Source organism: Sphingomonas sp. S-NIH.Pt3_0716, from assembly GCF_003950715.1.
In the GTDB taxonomy this organism is placed as follows: Bacteria; Pseudomonadota; Alphaproteobacteria; order Sphingomonadales; family Sphingomonadaceae; genus Sphingobium; species Sphingobium yanoikuyae_A.
The window spans coordinates 199287-215796 of the sequence record NZ_QLJK01000006.1; the positions used below are offsets into that span (position 1 = coordinate 199287).

The window sequence follows — 16510 nt, forward strand, 5'->3', positions numbered from 1 at the left end:
GACGGCGCCATGGAAATGGAACGATACACCCTGTTTGCGACCCTTGTTGTCGTGGCGCTCTTGCGGCGGCGTGCGCCCAAACGCAAAATATTTTCGGCGGCGCGTCGCGCCTGCACGACGGCAGGACGGCGCGGCTGCGGCAAAACCGCATCGGGCAAAGCCGTTACAGCCGTGCGACAGTCCGTCGCATTGATTGACTATCGGCTGTGCCGTGCCTAAATCGCGGCGCATATCTGCCCATGTGTCCGTTGGACCCATGGCCCCCTCATTGTCAGGAATTTGCATGTTCGGCGCACTCGCCAAGTCTATCTTCGGATCGTCCAACGAACGTTATGTGAAATCGCTGGGCAAGGTCATCGACCAGATCGCCGCCTTCGAACCGACGATCCAGGCGATGAGCGATGATGAACTGGTGAACCAGACGGCGCGCTTCCGTGAGCGCCTGGCCAATGGCGAGACGCTGGACGGCCTGCTGCCCGAAGCCTTTGCGACCGTTCGTGAAGCCTCGGTCCGCGTGCTCGGCATGCGTCACTTCGACGTCCAGATGATCGGTGGCATCGTCCTGCATCGCGGCGAGATCGCCGAAATGCGCACCGGTGAGGGCAAGACGCTGGTGGCGACGCTCGCCACCTATCTGAACGCGCTTGAGGGCAAGGGCGTCCATGTCGTCACCGTGAACGACTATCTGGCCAGCCGTGACTGCGAATGGATGGGGCAGGTCTATCGCTTCCTGGGCCTTACCACCGGCGTGATCGTGCCCAACCTGTCGGAAGACCAGCGCCGCGAGGCCTATAATGCCGACATCACCTATGCGACCAACAATGAACTCGGCTTCGATTATCTGCGCGATAACATGAAGTTCGATCGCGGTGCGATGGTCCAGCGCCCGTTCAACCATGCGATCGTCGACGAAGTCGATTCGATCCTGATCGACGAGGCGCGCACGCCGCTGATCATTTCCGGTCCGACCGACGACAAGTCGGAGCTGTATGTCGCGGTCGACGCGATCGTGAAGCAGCTGGTCGAGGAGGATTATGAGAAGGACGAGAAGCAGCGCACGATCACGCTGACCGAAGACGGCACCGAGAAGATCGAGCGCCTGCTGGAGGCCGCCGGCCTGCTCCAGGGCAATAATCTCTACGATTTCGAGAACACGCAGGTCGTCCATCACGTCAACCAGGCGCTGCGCGCGGTGGTGATGTTCCGCCGCGACATCGACTATATCGTAAAGGACGGCAAGGTCGTCATCATTGACGAATTCACTGGCCGTATGATGGATGGTCGTCGCTGGTCGGATGGCCTGCACCAGGCGGTGGAAGCCAAGGAAGGCGTCCAGATCGAGCCGGAAAACCAGACGCTGGCGTCGATCACCTTCCAGAATTATTTCCGCATGTACCCCAAGATTTCGGGCATGACCGGCACCGCATCGACCGAAGCGACCGAATTCTACGAAATCTACAAGATGAACGTCGTCACCATCCCGACCAACCGGCCGGTGCAGCGCGTCGACGAGGAAGACACGTTCTACAAGAATCTGGAAGACAAGTTCCGGGGCATTGCGCGCACCATCAAGGAACATGCCGAAAAGGGTCAGCCGGTGCTGGTCGGCACCGTGTCGATCGAAAAGTCGGAAATGCTGTCGGAATTCCTCAATCAGGAAGGCGTCAAGCACGCGGTCCTGAACGCGCGCTTCCACGAGAGTGAAGCCCATATCGTCGCCCAGGCAGGCCGCAAGGGCGCGGTGACGATCGCCACCAACATGGCTGGCCGCGGCACCGACATCAAGCTGGGCGGCAATCTGGAGATGCGGGTCGAGGACGAACTGCGTGATATGCCGGAAGGCCCGGAGCGCGATGCGGCGATCGCCCGCATCGAGGTCGAGATCGAGGCGGAGAAGCAGGAAGTGCTGGCGGCCGGCGGCCTGTTCGTGCTGGCGACCGAGCGGCACGAAAGCCGTCGTATCGACAATCAGCTGCGCGGCCGTTCGGGCCGTCAGGGCGATCCCGGCCTGTCGCGCTTCTACCTCAGCCTCGACGATGACCTGATGCGCATCTTCGGCCCGGACACGATGTTCGCCAAGATGATCCGCTCCAACCTGGAGGATGGCGAGGCGCTGCCCCCGTCCAAGTGGCTGAGCAAGGCGATCGAGACCGCCCAGCGCAAGGTCGAGGCGCGCAACTACGACATCCGCAAGCAGGTCGTCGAATATGACGACGTGATGAACGACCAGCGCAAGGTGATCTACGAGCAGCGCAGCGACATCATGGACGCCGAAACGGTGGATGATGTCGTCACCGACATGCGTCATGAGACGGTCAACGACCTGGTCGGCGCGTCCTGCCCGCCGGGCACCTATCCCGAACAGTGGGATATGGAGCGGCTGAAGCTGCGCACGGCCGAAGTGCTGGGTCTGGAGCCTGATTTCGACGCCTGGCTGGCCGAGGATGCCGTCGATCCGGAAATGATCGAGGAACGGCTTGCCGGTCTAGCCGACGCGGCCATTGCCGAGAAGACGCAGGAAGTCGAAGCGGCCGACTGGCACATGATCGAGAAGAGCATCATGCTCCAGAGCCTCGATCATCACTGGAAGGAGCATCTCTCGACGCTCGACGCGCTGCGCCAGGTGGTGCATCTGCGCGCCTATGCGCAGAAGACGCCGATCAACGAATATAAGCAGGAAGCCTTCGCCCTGTTCGAGCGCATGCTGGAAAATATCCGCGAGGACGTGACCAGCTCGATCGCGCGGGTGCAGTTCCGCATGGAAGCGCCGCAGCCGCAGTTCGACCTGCCGGTGCTGCCGGACTTCATCACCACCCATATCGACCCCTTCTCGGGCGAGGATAATAGTGCGGATATCGATGGCAGCCAGCTGGCGGGCATCACCACCATCATTCCGCGTGCCCCGGTGGACAATGTCGCGGCGGGCGAGTTCGCCAATCTCGACATCAGCCGCAATGCGCTGTGCCCCTGCGGTTCGGGTCAGAAATACAAGCATTGCCATGGCGCGCTGAGCTGAGGCGCGACCACAGGCGAGAAACGGGGAAGGGCGTCGCCGATGGCAGCGCCCTTTTTTGTTTTGATCCTGCAATGAAAAGGCGGAACTCTCGTGCTCAAAGGCCGTTGCGCATTGCGCCTATGCGATGCGGACCGGATGTTCCGGCGGAAGGAGAAGGGCATGAGAAAATTTGCGATGGTATTGGCCTTGGCTGTGATCGCGGCCCCGATTGCGGCAACTGCTCAACATCCGCCCGGCCATGGGCAGAACAAGCCTTCGCACAATGATGGCAACGGTCCGGGCAACCGACCGCCGGGCCATAATAGCGGGCCGGGTCCTGGCGCATCCCACGGCAAGCCATCCCATAATAATGGACGCCCGCCGGCACCGGGCAAGCCATCGCATTCCGCCTCCCACGGCGGGAAATATTATCCGGACCAGCATTATCGCCCCGGTTCCTCGCGGGATCGCTATCGGATTGACCGGAACACGCGCATCTATCGCGGTGGTAACGGGCGATATTATTGCCGTCGCAACGATGGATCGACCGGCCTGATTGTCGGTGCGGCCGTCGGCGGCCTCCTGGGCAATGCGCTGGGTGACGGCGATTCCGGCGTGCTGAGCACGATCCTGGGCGCAGGCGTCGGCGGCGCGCTGGGCCGCGAGATCGATCGCGGCAACGTCTATTGCGAATGATCGATCACCAGAATGCGGAGTGCCGCCGATCGCGTGATCGGCGGCACTTTTCGCGGGCGGGGCCGGTGACGGGAGGCCATTTATTGAACGCCTGTGATGTCGGCGCGGCGCGGCGCTCCGCTGATGGGGCTCAAGCGGCTTGAGACGCTTCGATTAGTGATCCCTCACTGGCGGTTTCGATTTGAAGCGCGACACCCGAGGTGATGCGTAGCATTTCATCCGGGGTGGGGCGAGCCCCACCCCGGACGGCAAAATTTATCCGCCCTTGAGAAGGGCGATCTGCTCTCCCAGAACCTCATGCGGAGTACGATAGCCCAGGCATTTACGGGGTGTGCTGTTAAGTCGATCGGCGACGGCCTGGATCTCCTTTTCCGACAGCAGCGCAAGGTCAGTGTGGGAGGGCAAGAAGCGCCGTATCCGGCCATTGCAATTTTCCACACCGCCTTTTTGCCAGGGTGCTGACGGCAAGCAGAAATAACTGGTGATGCCGAGCCTGTTTCGCAGTGTCGCAAAGGCGGCAAATTCCGTGCCGCGATCGAAGGTGATGCTTCGTCGAAGGGAAGGGGGCAGAGCATGCAAATGCCGATCAATGCCCGCCATGACGCCGGCGGAATGCCGGCTCGGATTACGCGCGAGGAAAGTGAAGCGGCTGCGGCGCTCGACCAGCGAAGTGAGATTGGCTTTGCCATATTCTCGCTTGAAGATCAGGAGATCGCCTTCCCAATGGCCAAAGCTGCTGCGGTCCGCGATTTCCTGCGGCCGCGCGCCGATCGTGTTGGTCACAGGAATGTGGAGACCGCGTGGCTTTCGGCCATAGCGTTGCCGGCGCGAACGGCGAGCAACAGGCAGATGGCGCCACAGCTTCTGGTGCCGTCCTTCAGGTCCATAGACATATTGATAGATGGTTTCGTGGCAAACCGTCTCGCGAATACCCCGATGACGGCGAAGGTAGCCCGCAATCTGCTCTGGCGACCAGGCTGCCGACAATCGGTTGGCGATGTAAGCGGCGAGCTCCGGCCTGCGAGCGATCTTGCCGCCGCGGACACGACGGCCGTTGGCCATGGTCTGCGCGGCCGTGGGAAAATAGCCGCGAAACAGCGGATGCTCATCCAGGTGCCGGTTGCGTTTGAGCTCGCGATAGATCGTCGCCGGATGGCGACCCAGCGCATCCGCGATCTGCCGAACAGACCGTCCGGTGGCCATCAATTGATAAATATCCCGGCGCTCGTCCAAACCCAGATGCTGATAGCCGTTCATATCGTGCCTTCCTGGAAAGGGGATCAAACCCTCATAAATCCTGGGATTTCGCACTTCGATCTAGAATCCACCACTTCGCAGATTTAAGTTCGATAATATATATTATGTTAAATTATGAACAGGATCGATGGGAGGTATTCCTCCTCGTCCATCTCAATCCTCCAGGATGCGGCTATGGGCTTTGGTGTCGCGCATGCGGACATAGACCGTCAGCGAAATCGCGATCATGACGCTGACATAGATATAGAAAGCGGATTCCATCCCGGACTGCTTGAACCAGAGCGCGACGAACTCGGCCGTGCCGCCGAACAAGGTATTGGCGAGCGCATAAGGCAGCGCGACGCCGAGCGCACGGATATGCGCGGGAAACAGCTCGGCCTTTACCACGGCATTGATCGAGGTATAGCCGGTGACGATCACCAAGCCCGCCATCACCAGCAGCCCAGCGACCAGCGGATCGCGCGTCACCGCCAGCGTGGCGAAGATCGGATAGGTGCAGAGCACGCCCATGATGCCGAAGCCGATCATCAGCGGCTTGCGACCGATGCGATCGGACAAGGCGCCAGCCAAAGGCTGCAACAACATGAAAACAAACAATGTTATCCCATTGATTTCCGACGCTGTTTCACGACCGAAGCCGGCCGTGTTGACGAGGAATTTCTGCATGTAGATGGAATAGGCATAGAAGGCGATCGTGCCGCCGGCGGTCAGCAGCATCACCGTCAGTGTCTCGCGCGGATGGTTGGTGATGAGTTCGATGAAGCCGGACTTGGGGGCGCCTTCGGCCTTGGCGACCTCATAGCTCTGGGTTTCGGCAAGACCGCGCCGCAGCCAGAAGACGATGACCGCCAGCGCGCCGCCTATGGCGAAGGGAATGCGCCAGCCCCAGGCGTCAAGCTGCGCCTCGGTCAGGATCGACTGGAGCAGCAGCAGCACGCAGATCGCCACCAACTGCCCGGCAATCAGCGTCACATATTGGAAGCTGGAATAGAAACCGCGTCGGTCCTTGCCGGCCATTTCGGTGAGATAGGTCGCGCTGGAACCATATTCACCACCGATCGACAGCCCCTGCATCAGCCGGGCCAGCACGAGCAGCAGCGGCGCGCCGACGCCGATCACCTCATAGCCCGGCGTCACCGCGATCAGCAGCGATCCGGCACACATCAGCGAGACCGACAGGGTCAGGCCACTCTTGCGCCCATGACGGTCGGCATAGACGCCCATCAGCCAGGCACCGATCGGTCGCATCAGGAAGCCCACGGCGAAGATGCCGGCTGCGCTCAGCAACTGGGCGGTGCGGTCCTCGCTCGGGAAGAAATGCGGGGCGAAGTAGAGGGTGAAAGCAGCATAGGCATACCAGTCATACCATTCGACCAGATTGCCGGTGGATCCGCCGATGATCGCCTTGAGCCGGGCCCGTTTGTCGGGTGCCGCACCCTGCCCCTCATGTGACGTCATGGCGTCAGCACCATTTCACCATTTTCAACGCTCCAGCTTTTGAGACGGGACAGCATGTTCATGCCGATGACATTGACGTCGCCCAGCGCCGGCGAGACGACGACCTTGACATCATTGGCGCGCAGCGGCCCGACCGTCAGCGTCGAGATGCTGGCGCGGCGCGCGTCGATCTTGCCATTGGCGGTGTTGAGCGGGATCGGGGGCGCATTCATGTCGATATTGAGGCCAGTGGCGCGGGCGGTATTTTCCGAAAGGGCGGTGATGGTCGCGCCGCTGTCGATCAGGAAGCGCGCGGACATGCCGTTGACCATGCCCTCCACCCAATAATGGCCGTCCGGCGCGACCGGAATGCGCACCACTTGCCCATCGGACTGGATCGGCGGTGGGGCCGGCGGCGGCGCGGGCTGTGATATAGGCTCGGCACTGTTCTGTGGCTGGAGCAAGGCCCCCTCCTCCGCAGCGAACCGTGCCGGCATCAGTCCCGCCTTCTGGGCGAAGGTGAAGAGGCCGAGCAGGGCACCGAAGATCAGCACCCATAGCAGGGCCATCCGCACGAAGCTGCCCAGCGCGATGCGGCGGCCGATCAAGGCGGAACCGACCAGGACCAGGGCGAGCAGATACCAGATGCTGGACATCGCCTGATCCGTGCCGTCCATCAGTGGGGTGCTCCGTCGTTAAGGTCGATCACCAGCCCGTCATAGCCCGGCTCCACCCCTTTGGGGAGCGTGGCGCACAGGGTGGCATAATCCATGCTCTGGTCCATATGGGTCAGGATCGCGCGACTGGGCCGGGTTGCCATGATCCCCGCCAATGTCATCTCCAGATGGGCATGGGTGGGATGCGGCCGGGCGCGCAGCGCATCGACCACCCAGATGTCGAGATCATCGAACAGCGCCAGCATATCCGGGGTTATTTCATGAAAATCCGTAGCATATCCGACATGGCTACCATCATGATTGAAGCGAAATCCAGTCGAATAAATGTTGCCATGAGGCATGTCGGTGCAGGCAATGTCGATATCGCCGATCCGCAGCCCATCGGGCAGATCATGCGGGATGATGATCGGGGGATAGCCCCCCCTCCCCGCAAAGGCATAGGCAAAGCGGGCCTGGAGCAGGCGCATCGTCTGGGCGCGGGCAAAGCCGGGGATCGGGCTGCCGCGATGATGGAACAGCTGGCGCACATCGTCGATGCCATGGCTGTGATCGGCATGGTCATGGGTCCACAGGATCGCGTCGATGTCGATCACGTCGGCCGCCAGCAATTGCGCCCGTAGGTCCGGGGATGTGTCGACCAATATCCGGGTCGTCGCGCTTTCCACCAGGATCGAGACGCGGGTGCGGCGGTTACGCGGCTCGGTGGGATCGCAGGCGCCCCAATCATTACCGATCCGGGGAACGCCGGAGGATGTGCCGCTGCCAAGGATGGTCAGCTTGAGGCTCATGCCTGCGGCCGGCCCTCGATCTTGGCAAAGAGGCGGAGGAAATTGGCCGAGGTCGCCGCCGCCAGATTCTCGATGTTCTCGCCGCGCAGATCAGCCAGGAAGCGCGCCGTGTCGGCGACGAAGGCCGGCTCGCACGGCTTGCCGCGATGGGGCACCGGGGCGAGGAAGGGCGAGTCCGTTTCCACCAGCAGCCGGTCGAGCGGCAGGCGCGCCGCCGTTTCCTGCAGATCCTTCGCGCTCTTGAAGGTCACGATGCCCGAAATGCTGATGAAGAAGCCAAGGTCCATCGCCGCATCAGCGAAGGCGCCGCTGGCGGTGAAACAGTGGATGACGCCGCTATAGGCCCCCTTCCCCATCTCATCCCGCATGATCGCCAGCGTATCCTCTTCCGCTTCGCGGGTATGGACGATCAGCGGCAGGCCGGTCTCGCGGCAGGCGGCGATATGGCTGCGGAAGCTCTTCTGCTGCCGCTCGCGATCGCTATGGTCGTAATAATAATCGAGGCCCGTTTCACCGATGCCAACGACGCGCGGATGGGCCGCGCGCTCGACCAGCTTGGCGGTGTCGACGTGAGGATGCTCGTCCGCCTCATGCGGGTGGATGCCGACGGTCGCCCAGACATCCGCCTCGCGCACCGCCGTACCCAGCACATCGTCCCACTCGCTTTCGCGGGTGGCGATATTGAGCATCAGGTCGACGCCGCGCGCACGGGCGCGTTCCAGCACATTATGCTGATCCTCGATCAACCCCTTGTAATTGAGGTGACAATGGCTGTCGATCAACATCCGTCAGGCGTCCGCTTCGGTCAGTTCCAGGCGCGGGAAGAGCGGCTTGGGCGCGGCCAGCCCGAAATCGCTTTCGGCCAGATCGCTATACCAATGATCGCCGATCGCGCCATAGCTGCGCTTGTCCGCCGGCACGCCCATATGGTCGAGCAGCGCGGTGGCGCTCGCCGGGATCACCGGCTGGATTGCGACCGCCAGCTGGGCGATGGCGATATAGAGCGTCGCCAGTACTGTCTCCATCCGCTCGGGATCGGTCTTGCGCAGCGACCAGGGTGCCTGCGCGTCGATATATTGATTGCAGGCAAAGGCCGCGCGCAGCCAAGCATCGATCGCCACCGAAGGCGCCAGATCGGCCATGGCGGCGGGCATATCGCTGCGCACGACCTTGTCGATCAGCGCGAACAGCTCCGTATCGGCGGCGTCATGGCCGTTCACGGCCGGCAGGCGACCTTCCAGATTTTTGGCGATGAAGCTCAGCGTGCGCTGGGCCAGATTGCCGAACGCGTTGCCCAGATCGCTGTTCGAGCGCTGGACAATCGCTTCGGCGCTATAGCTGCCGTCATTGCCGAAGGTCACTTCGGACAGCAGGAAATAGCGCAGCTGATCGACGCCGAAGCGTTCGGCCAATTCCATCGGATCGGCGACATTGCCGACCGACTTCGACATCTTCTCGCCGCGGTTCAGCAGGAAGCCATGGCCGAACACCTGCTTGGGCAGCGGCAGCTTCGCGCTCATCAGGAAAGCCGGCCAGTAAACCGTATGAAAACGCACGATATCCTTGCCGATGATATGGGTGATGTCACCACCCTCAGCCCAATAGCGCGCCATCCGCTCGGCATCGTCGGGATAGCCGCAGCCGGTGATATAGTTGGTCAGCGCATCGACCCAGACATACATGACATGGCCGTCGGCGCCGGGCACCTTGACACCCCAGTCGAAGCTGGTGCGCGAAATGCTGAGATCGGACAGGCCGCCCTCGACGAAGCGCAGGATTTCGTTGCGGCGGCTTTCCGGGCGGATGAAGTCGGGCTGGCTGTTATAGAGGTCCAGCAGCTTGTCCTGATATTGGGACAGGCGGAAGAACCAGCTTTCCTCGACGGTCCATTCGACCGGCGTTCCCTGCGGCGACAGCTTTACGCCATCCTCGCCCTCGGTGATTTCCTTCTCGTCATAGAAGGCTTCGTCGCGGACCGAATACCAGCCCTCATAGCGGCCCAGATACAGGTCGCCATTGGCCTCCATCGCCTGCCAGATCGCCTGGCTGGCGCGGTGATGATCCGGTTCGCTGGTGCGGATGAAACGATCATAGCTGATATTCAGGCTATCGTTCATCTGCTTGAAATAGGACGACATCTCATCAGCCAGCTCGCGCGGCTCGATGCCGCGGTTGCGCGCCGTCTGGGCCATCTTCAGGCCGTGTTCGTCGGTTCCGGTCTGGAAGAAGACATCGCGGCCCATCATCCGCTGGAACCGGGCGATCGCGTCGGTGGCGATCACCTCATAGGCATGGCCGATATGCGGACGGCCGTTGGGATAGGAGATGGCGGTGGTGATGGTGTAAGGCTGCGACATGCAGCCTCCCTAGCGGCTGTTCGCGTCGCCGCAAAGCCGCTTTTCAGGTCGCCGCCTCAGCCAGTGCCGCGACATGGCCGCCCAGCTCGAAAACGACCGAGGCCGGGTCCAGCGACAGGATGACCGCGCCGCCCACCAGATGCCGGGCCGCTTCCCAATGATCGAGCGCGCTACCCAGTGCCGGGCCATGGCGGGTCCGGGCAGCCTGGGCTATGAAGGCGGGCGCGCGTTCGAGAAAGGCTTCGTAACGCGGCTTGGCGGCCTTGCCCGCCAACGTCTTAGCCAAGCGCAGGCGCTCGCGATTGCCGGGATCGCCGTCGGCCGCAATCGCCAGCAGCGATTTTTCGAGCCCCGCAAGGTCGAGGCCCGCATAGCGCAGCGCGCGACCGGGCGAGCCCTCCCCCGCGCGCAGCAGCGCATCGAGTTCCGGCCCGGACAGGCTTTCATCCTCGCGCCGCAGCACCGTCGCCATGGCACCGTCCGACAGCGGATCGAAGCGCATCGTGCGGCAGCGCGAACGAATGGTGGGCAGCAGCCGGCCCGGCGCATGGCTGACCAGCAGGAAGATCATGTCCGCCGGCGGCTCTTCCAACGTCTTGAGCAGGGCGTTGGCGGCGCCGCGCTCCAGATCATCGGCACTGTCGATCACGACGATGCGCCGCGAAGAGAGCGAGGGCGCCGACTGGATCAGCCGTTGCAGGCCGCGCACCTGGTCGACGCTGATGTTGCGCGCGGTAACACCATCCTTTTCCAGCGGCGCCAGTTCGGCATAATCGGGATGCGCGTTCGCCTCGATCAGGCGGCGGATCGGGTGGCTTTCGGGAACGGCGAGACCCTCGCCCTCGATCTTCGGGCCGGCCGCATCCGCCAGCAGGCGCATCGCCATGGCGCGGGCGAAGCTGGCCTTGCCGATGCCGCGCGGGCCGGTCAATATCCAGCCATGATGCATGCGGCCGCTGCTCGCTGCCGCCAGCAGGGTCTGCGCCTGGGCGCCATGCCCGACCAGTGACGTCATGACAGCAGGTCGTCCAGTGCCGCGAGCAGTCGGGTCGTGACATCGTCCGCTGCGCCCGACGCATCGATCGCGCGGACCCGTGCCGGCTCATCGGCGGCAAAGCGGACGAACGCATCGGCCACGGCCCGATGAAAGGCGCGGTCGCGACCGCCGATCCGGTCCGACACGTCGCCGTCGCGGGCATGGGCGCGGGCTTCCGCCTCCGCTTCCGGCAGGGTCAGGAACAAGGTGCGATCGGGCAGGAAGCCGGCGCTGCCGATCTGGTGCAACGTCAATATGTCGGCATCGCTGAGATCGCCCTGCCCCTGATAGGCGCGACTGCTGTCGAGGAACCGATCGGACAGAACCCAGGCGCCACGGGCCAGCGCCGGGCGGATGGTCTTTTCGATATGGTCGGCCCGCGCGGCGGCGAACAACAAAGCTTCGGCGCGGGCATTCCAGCGGTCCGCACCACCGGTCAGCAGCATGGCACGGATCGCTTCCGCCCCTTCGCTGCCGCCCGGCTCGCGGGTCTCGACAACCTCCAGCCCGCGCGCGCGCAAGGCCGCCGCCAGCGCACGAAGCTGGGTCGACTTGCCGGCGCCCTCGCCGCCTTCGAGCGTGATGAAACGGCCTGTTATCACCCGAAGAAGGACTTCAGACCATTCCACAAACGACCGAAAATGCCGGCTTCCGCGACATCTTCACCGGCAACCAGCGGCAACACCTGGGGCGGTGTATCCGGGGTTTGGACGATGAGCTGGGCGATCTGTTGGCCCTTGGCGATCGGCGCCTTGATCGGGCCGGTATAGACGACCTTCACCTTCACATTGGCCGACGCGGTGCGCGGCATGGTGACCGCCATATTCTGCGGCGCGACCAGCGACACGGTCGATGCGCTACCGAGCTGAACCGCGGCGGTCTCGACCGTCTGCCCCTTCTTGAACAGCGGCTGCGCCTTCCAGGCGCGGAAGCCCCAGTCCATGAAGCGGACGGATTCGGTGATCCGGCCGTTGAAGCTGGTCAGGCCGGCGACCACCATCACCAGGCGGCGGCCATCCTGCTCGGCCGATCCGGTGAAGCCGAAGCCGGCTTCTTCGGTATGGCCGGTCTTGAGGCCGTCGGCACCTGCGATCTTGCCCAGGATCGGATTGCGATTGGCCTGCGCAATGTCGGAGCCGCCCATGGTCTTGCCCCAGGTGAAGGAGCGGGTGGCGTAGAATTTCTTGTAGAGGTCCGGCGTTTCGACGATCGTGGCTTCGGCAAGCTTGGCCAGATCTTCGGCGGTGACATAGGTCACGCCCTCGTCAGGCCAGCCATTGCTGGTGCCGAAATGGCTGTTCTTGAGGCCCATGCGCTTGGCCTCTTCGTTCATCAGTGCGACGAACGCCTGCTCGGTGCCGGCAATGCCCTCGGCCAGCACGACGCAGGCGTCATTGCCCGACAGGGTGACGATGCCGTGCAGCAAATTTTCGACCGACACCTGCTCGCCCACCGACAGGAACATGGTCGAACCGGCCTTGGGGCCGTGCCATTGCTGCCAGGTTTCCGGACGAACCGTGAACTTGGTGTCGAGCTTGAGTTCGCCCTTCTGGATCAGGCGGAAGGCGACATGCGCCGTCATCATCTTGGCCATCGAGGCCGGCGGCATGCGGGTTTCGCCGCCCTTGTCATAGAGGACGGCGCCCGAGGAAAGATCCTTGAGATAGGCGATCGGCGCCTCGCTCGTATAAGGCGGGGCCGCGGCAACCAGCGGCTGGGCCAGCAGACCGACGAAGAGAGTGGCGGCAACGGTTTTCTTCATGAACTCAAGCCTTCGACTGGATAGATTCGCTGGACGCATCGCTATGATTAGCGCGCGTCATTAGCCATGACACGGACATTCGCAAAGCCCTTCGCTGCCGCCGCCTTCACGCCGGCCTGCGCTGCCTCCTGCGAGGGATAGGGACCATAGCGCACCCGCCAGACCGAACCGGCCGCCACGGCGTGCGCGCCGATCTGCCTGGCGAGCGCCTCGGCCCGGCTTTGGGAAGAAAGCGCAGCAACCTGAACGACATAGCCGCCAGATACCGGTTTTGCCGATACTGGTTTTGCCGGTGCCGGTGTCGTGGCCTTGGGGACCGGTTTGGGAGCAGGTGGCGTGGGCGTATCGAAGGATGCGCCACGACGGCTGGAACTGCTCGAAGCCGGGATCGCTTGAACGACGGGGCGCGCGGCCTGAACCTGCGCTGGCTGGCTTGCCGGCACTTGCGCCAGACGCCCGCGCAGCACCTTCAGCAAGGGTTGCGGCGTGTCGATCCGCTCGGGCGCGCGCTGGCGGGCCCGCAGCAAAGCCTTTTCCTGCTCGGGTGGATTGACCCGCCGGACGCGAACGGCCGCGGCACCATCACCGGTAATGCCCAGTTGCTCGGCCGCGCCGCGCGACAGGTCGATGAGCTTGTCGTCGCTGAACGGGCCGCGATCGTTAAGCCGGACCAGGATAGTGCGACCGCTGTCCAATGCCGTCACCTCGACATAGCTTGGCAGGGGCAAGGTCTTGTGCGCGCCGCTGATCGCCGACGGCACGAAATCCTCGCCATTGGCCGTCGGCTTGCCAATCGCCTCCTCGCCATACCAGCTGGCATAGCCGACCTCGTCATAATTGACCGGATCGGCCGGGACGTGAGTCTTGCCGCCCACGCTATAGGGTTCGCCGATCTTGACCGGTTCGTCCGCAACCGCTGGCGCCGTTACAGGTGTCGCGGGGCGTGGCGCCGGCGGCGCAACGGCCTGCTCGCTGCCGCAGGAGGCCAGCAGAGACGCCGCGCCGCCCAGTGCGATCCAGTTCCTATTGCTTGACCGCATCGGCCAGCAACCCCACGGAAAGAGCGTAGAAATTGGAGCAATTATAGTCGAGGATCGCGCGATAATTGCTGGTCAGCAGATAGGCGGTCTTGCCCGGCCCATCAGGCTCCAGCAGGGTCGCCATGACAGTGTCCGCTGGCCAGATGCCACTGGCGGGGAACAGGCCCAGCTTGCGCCATTCGGCCATGGTCAGCCAGCGGCTGTGGCGATTGAACACCCGTGGGCAGCGCGGCGCCGTCGTGCGCGCCGCCACCGAGGCGCGGTTGAAGCTGGTCGGCACGCTGACAGCCACGCCCCAGGGCTGGCCCCGCCGCCATCCCGCCGCGACGAAATAATTGGCGATCGACGCCAGCGCATCCGCCTGGCTGGTCCAGATATCCGCCCGGCCATCGCCGTCGCCATCCTTGGCGAGCTTGAGATAGACCGAGGGCAGGAATTGCGGATAGCCGGTCGCCCCGGCCCAGCTGCCGACCAGCCGGCTGCGCGGCACGCCATCGTTCAGCATCTTGAGTGTCGCCAGCAATTCCGGCTCGAACAAGGTGCGGCGGCGCCCTTCGTGCGCGAGCGTCGCCAGCGACCGGATCAGGTCGAAATCGCCGGTGTAGGAGCCGTAGTTGGTTTCGTGGCCGAAAATGGCGACCATGATTTCCTCGGGCACGCCGGTTTCCGCCTCGATCCGGGCCAGTCGTGCGCGATTGGCGGCATAGACTGCCCGCCCGCGGCTGATCCGCGCGGCATCGACATGCTTGACCCGATAGGGTTCGAAATTGGGAATGGGCGAATAGGCGCCCCCGCCCGGCTGGCTCTGGTCAAGCGCCACCACGCGCGGGTTGATCGTCAGGGTCGGGAAGACGGCGTCCAGCGTCGCGTCGCGAATGCCCATGGCGCGTGCCTTGGGCCGCAGCGATTCCAGATAGGCGCGAAAGTCCCCATCATCCTGCGCGATCGCGACCTGTGGCGCAGCCAATCCTGCCACAACCGTCGAAAAACCCATCATCAGCGCAATGGCCAGCGAATTGAACCGAGAATCTGCCATGACCTTTTGTGGCACAGCCAGGGCGACCGGCGAAACCCCTATCCGATACGAAGTCGCGAATGGACGACCATTAGCCTCAATATTGTCATTTTTGCCCTTGGCTTGTTCGCCGGCTTCGCTAGGAAGCGTCGCAACGGAAGTGTGGCCGAGTGAGTAGCTCCTAGATTTCTGGACGCCTTCTATCCTAATTTTGAGGACAGGAGACGACGATGGGGAAGCCCAATTTCAGCGATGAGTTCAAGCGTGATGCGGTGGCCCAGATCACCGAGCGCGGGTATCCGGTAGCGGAGGTTTCCGAGCGGCTCGGCGTCAGTCAGCATTCGCTGTAGGCATGGAAGCGGCAACTGGCAAAGGTGGTGTCTGGCGATGCCAGCAAGGATGCTGAGATCCGCCAGTTGAAGCGCGAGCTGGCTCGGGTGACCGAGGAGCGCGACATCATAAAAAAAGCCACCGCGTATTTCGCCAGGGATGCAAAGTGAGATACGCGTTTGTTGCCGAGCATGTGCATCCAGCCAAGCGGCTTCTATGCTTGGCAGAAGAACCCGCTGAGCCAGCGGGCTCGGGACGATGCTCGTCAGACAGAGTTGCTGCGGCAGGCCTGGAGCGACAGCGGTAAGGTCTACGGCTATCGCAAGCTACACGATGACCTGTTGGATCATGGCGAGACCTGCTGCCCCAACCGCGTTGCCCGGTTGACCAGGCTGGCGGGTATCAGGGCGCAGGTCGGCTACAAGCGCCGGCCCAGCAGCTATGGCGGCAAACCGTCCCTGGCGGTCGACAATACTCTGGATCGTCAGTTCGACGTCGCAGCTCCCGATCGGGCTTGGGTGACGGACATCACCTACATCCGCACTCTGGAGGGCTTTGCCTATCTGGCTGTCGTGATCGATCTCTATTCCCGCCGCGTGGTGGGCTGGTCGATGCAGAGCAGGCAGACCACCGATGCGGTGCTGCAAGCGCTGCACATGGCGGTATGGCGGCGCAAGCCGAAGCAGCGGGTGCTGATCCATTCGGATCAGGGCTCGCAGTTCACCAGCATGGACTGGGCGGCCTTCATCCGGGCTCACAATCTTGAGCACTCGATGAGCCGGCGTGGCAACTGCCACGACAACGCGGTGGCCGAGAGTTTCTTTTCCTCGCTCAAGCGTGAGCGCATTAAGCGCCGGACCTGCAAAACACGCGATGAAGCCCGGCAGGACGTGTTCGATTACATCGAGATGTTCTACAATCCGGTCCGCAAGCAGGTCAGGAACGGGATGCTGTCCCCCGCACAGTTCGAACGGCAGCAGATTTTAAAAGCAGAAGGCGTCTAGAAAACTCTTATGTTCGATTTCAAGAGCCTTCGACATGATGAGGTCCTTTCCGCCTTAGATGACGAAGTCAAAGGTGTGGAGCTGATGTGCAGAGTAGGGAGCAGGGCTTTCGACGA

Annotated in this window: 13 protein-coding genes and 1 pseudogene; 3 read left to right on the forward strand and 11 right to left on the reverse strand. The window is 63.0% G+C overall.

Going from position 1 to position 16510, the window contains the following annotated elements; all coding sequences use genetic code 11:
* Positions 1 to 283 precede the first annotated feature (283 nt).
* Positions 284 to 3016, forward strand: coding sequence for a preprotein translocase subunit SecA (secA, locus tag BRX37_RS06875; RefSeq protein WP_125986026.1), 2733 nt, complete (start codon positions 284 to 286; stop codon positions 3014 to 3016).
* Positions 3017 to 3175: 159 nt separating this feature from the next.
* Complete coding sequence (locus BRX37_RS06880) at positions 3176 to 3691, forward strand: glycine zipper 2TM domain-containing protein (protein WP_125986027.1); 516 nt, start codon at positions 3176 to 3178, stop codon at positions 3689 to 3691.
* 255 nt (positions 3692 to 3946) lie between these two features.
* Here the strand turns inward: BRX37_RS06880 and BRX37_RS06885 are convergent, their stop codons facing one another.
* The 11 genes from BRX37_RS06885 to BRX37_RS06935 all read right to left on the reverse strand — a co-directional run bounded on the left by BRX37_RS06885 (position 3947) and on the right by BRX37_RS06935 (position 15081).
* Complete coding sequence (locus tag BRX37_RS06885; RefSeq protein ID WP_125986028.1) at positions 3947 to 4948, reverse strand: IS30 family transposase; 1002 nt, start codon at positions 4946 to 4948, stop codon at positions 3947 to 3949.
* A gap of 153 nt (positions 4949 to 5101) precedes the next feature.
* Positions 5102 to 6406 carry an MFS transporter gene (locus BRX37_RS06890; protein ID WP_125986029.1) on the reverse strand — a complete coding sequence of 435 codons (1305 nt, stop codon included), beginning with the start codon at positions 6404 to 6406 and terminating at the stop codon, positions 5102 to 5104.
* A complete protein-coding gene (locus BRX37_RS06895) occupies positions 6403 to 7062 on the reverse strand; it encodes a retropepsin-like aspartic protease family protein (protein ID WP_125986030.1) in 660 nt (219 codons plus the stop codon). The genes BRX37_RS06890 and BRX37_RS06895 overlap by 4 nt, the downstream gene beginning before the upstream one ends.
* Positions 7062 to 7850, reverse strand: a complete 789-nt coding sequence (locus BRX37_RS06900) for an MBL fold metallo-hydrolase (RefSeq protein WP_125986031.1) — start codon at positions 7848 to 7850, stop codon at positions 7062 to 7064. The genes BRX37_RS06895 and BRX37_RS06900 overlap by 1 nt, the downstream gene beginning before the upstream one ends.
* Positions 7847 to 8635 carry a TatD family hydrolase gene (locus BRX37_RS06905; RefSeq protein ID WP_125986032.1) on the reverse strand — a complete coding sequence of 263 codons (789 nt, stop codon included), beginning with the start codon at positions 8633 to 8635 and terminating at the stop codon, positions 7847 to 7849. The genes BRX37_RS06900 and BRX37_RS06905 overlap by 4 nt, the downstream gene beginning before the upstream one ends.
* A gap of 3 nt (positions 8636 to 8638) precedes the next feature.
* On the reverse strand, positions 8639 to 10207 hold the full coding sequence (metG, locus tag BRX37_RS06910) for a methionine--tRNA ligase (protein WP_125986033.1): 1569 nt from the start codon (positions 10205 to 10207) through the stop codon (positions 8639 to 8641).
* A gap of 43 nt (positions 10208 to 10250) precedes the next feature.
* Positions 10251 to 11222, reverse strand: a complete 972-nt coding sequence (locus BRX37_RS06915) for an AAA family ATPase (RefSeq protein ID WP_125986034.1) — start codon at positions 11220 to 11222, stop codon at positions 10251 to 10253.
* Positions 11219 to 11845, reverse strand: a complete 627-nt coding sequence (tmk, locus tag BRX37_RS06920) for a dTMP kinase (RefSeq protein ID WP_125986036.1) — start codon at positions 11843 to 11845, stop codon at positions 11219 to 11221. Before tmk ends, BRX37_RS06915 begins: the two co-directional genes overlap by 4 nt.
* Positions 11842 to 13005 carry a D-alanyl-D-alanine carboxypeptidase family protein gene (locus BRX37_RS06925; RefSeq protein WP_004207133.1) on the reverse strand — a complete coding sequence of 388 codons (1164 nt, stop codon included), beginning with the start codon at positions 13003 to 13005 and terminating at the stop codon, positions 11842 to 11844. The genes tmk and BRX37_RS06925 overlap by 4 nt, the downstream gene beginning before the upstream one ends.
* Positions 13006 to 13052: 47 nt before the next feature.
* Positions 13053 to 14045, reverse strand: coding sequence for a septal ring lytic transglycosylase RlpA family protein (locus BRX37_RS06930; RefSeq protein WP_125986037.1), 993 nt, complete (start codon positions 14043 to 14045; stop codon positions 13053 to 13055).
* The gene (locus BRX37_RS06935; protein ID WP_125986038.1) at positions 14029 to 15081 is read right to left on the reverse strand and encodes a lytic murein transglycosylase; all 1053 of its coding nucleotides are present in this window, start codon (positions 15079 to 15081) and stop codon (positions 14029 to 14031) included. The genes BRX37_RS06930 and BRX37_RS06935 overlap by 17 nt, the downstream gene beginning before the upstream one ends.
* A 209-nt stretch (positions 15082 to 15290) precedes the next feature.
* Between BRX37_RS06935 and BRX37_RS06940 the strand changes: the two are divergent.
* Positions 15291 to 16394: pseudogene (locus tag BRX37_RS06940) on the forward strand (IS3 family transposase).
* Positions 16395 to 16510: the final 116 nt, after the last annotated feature.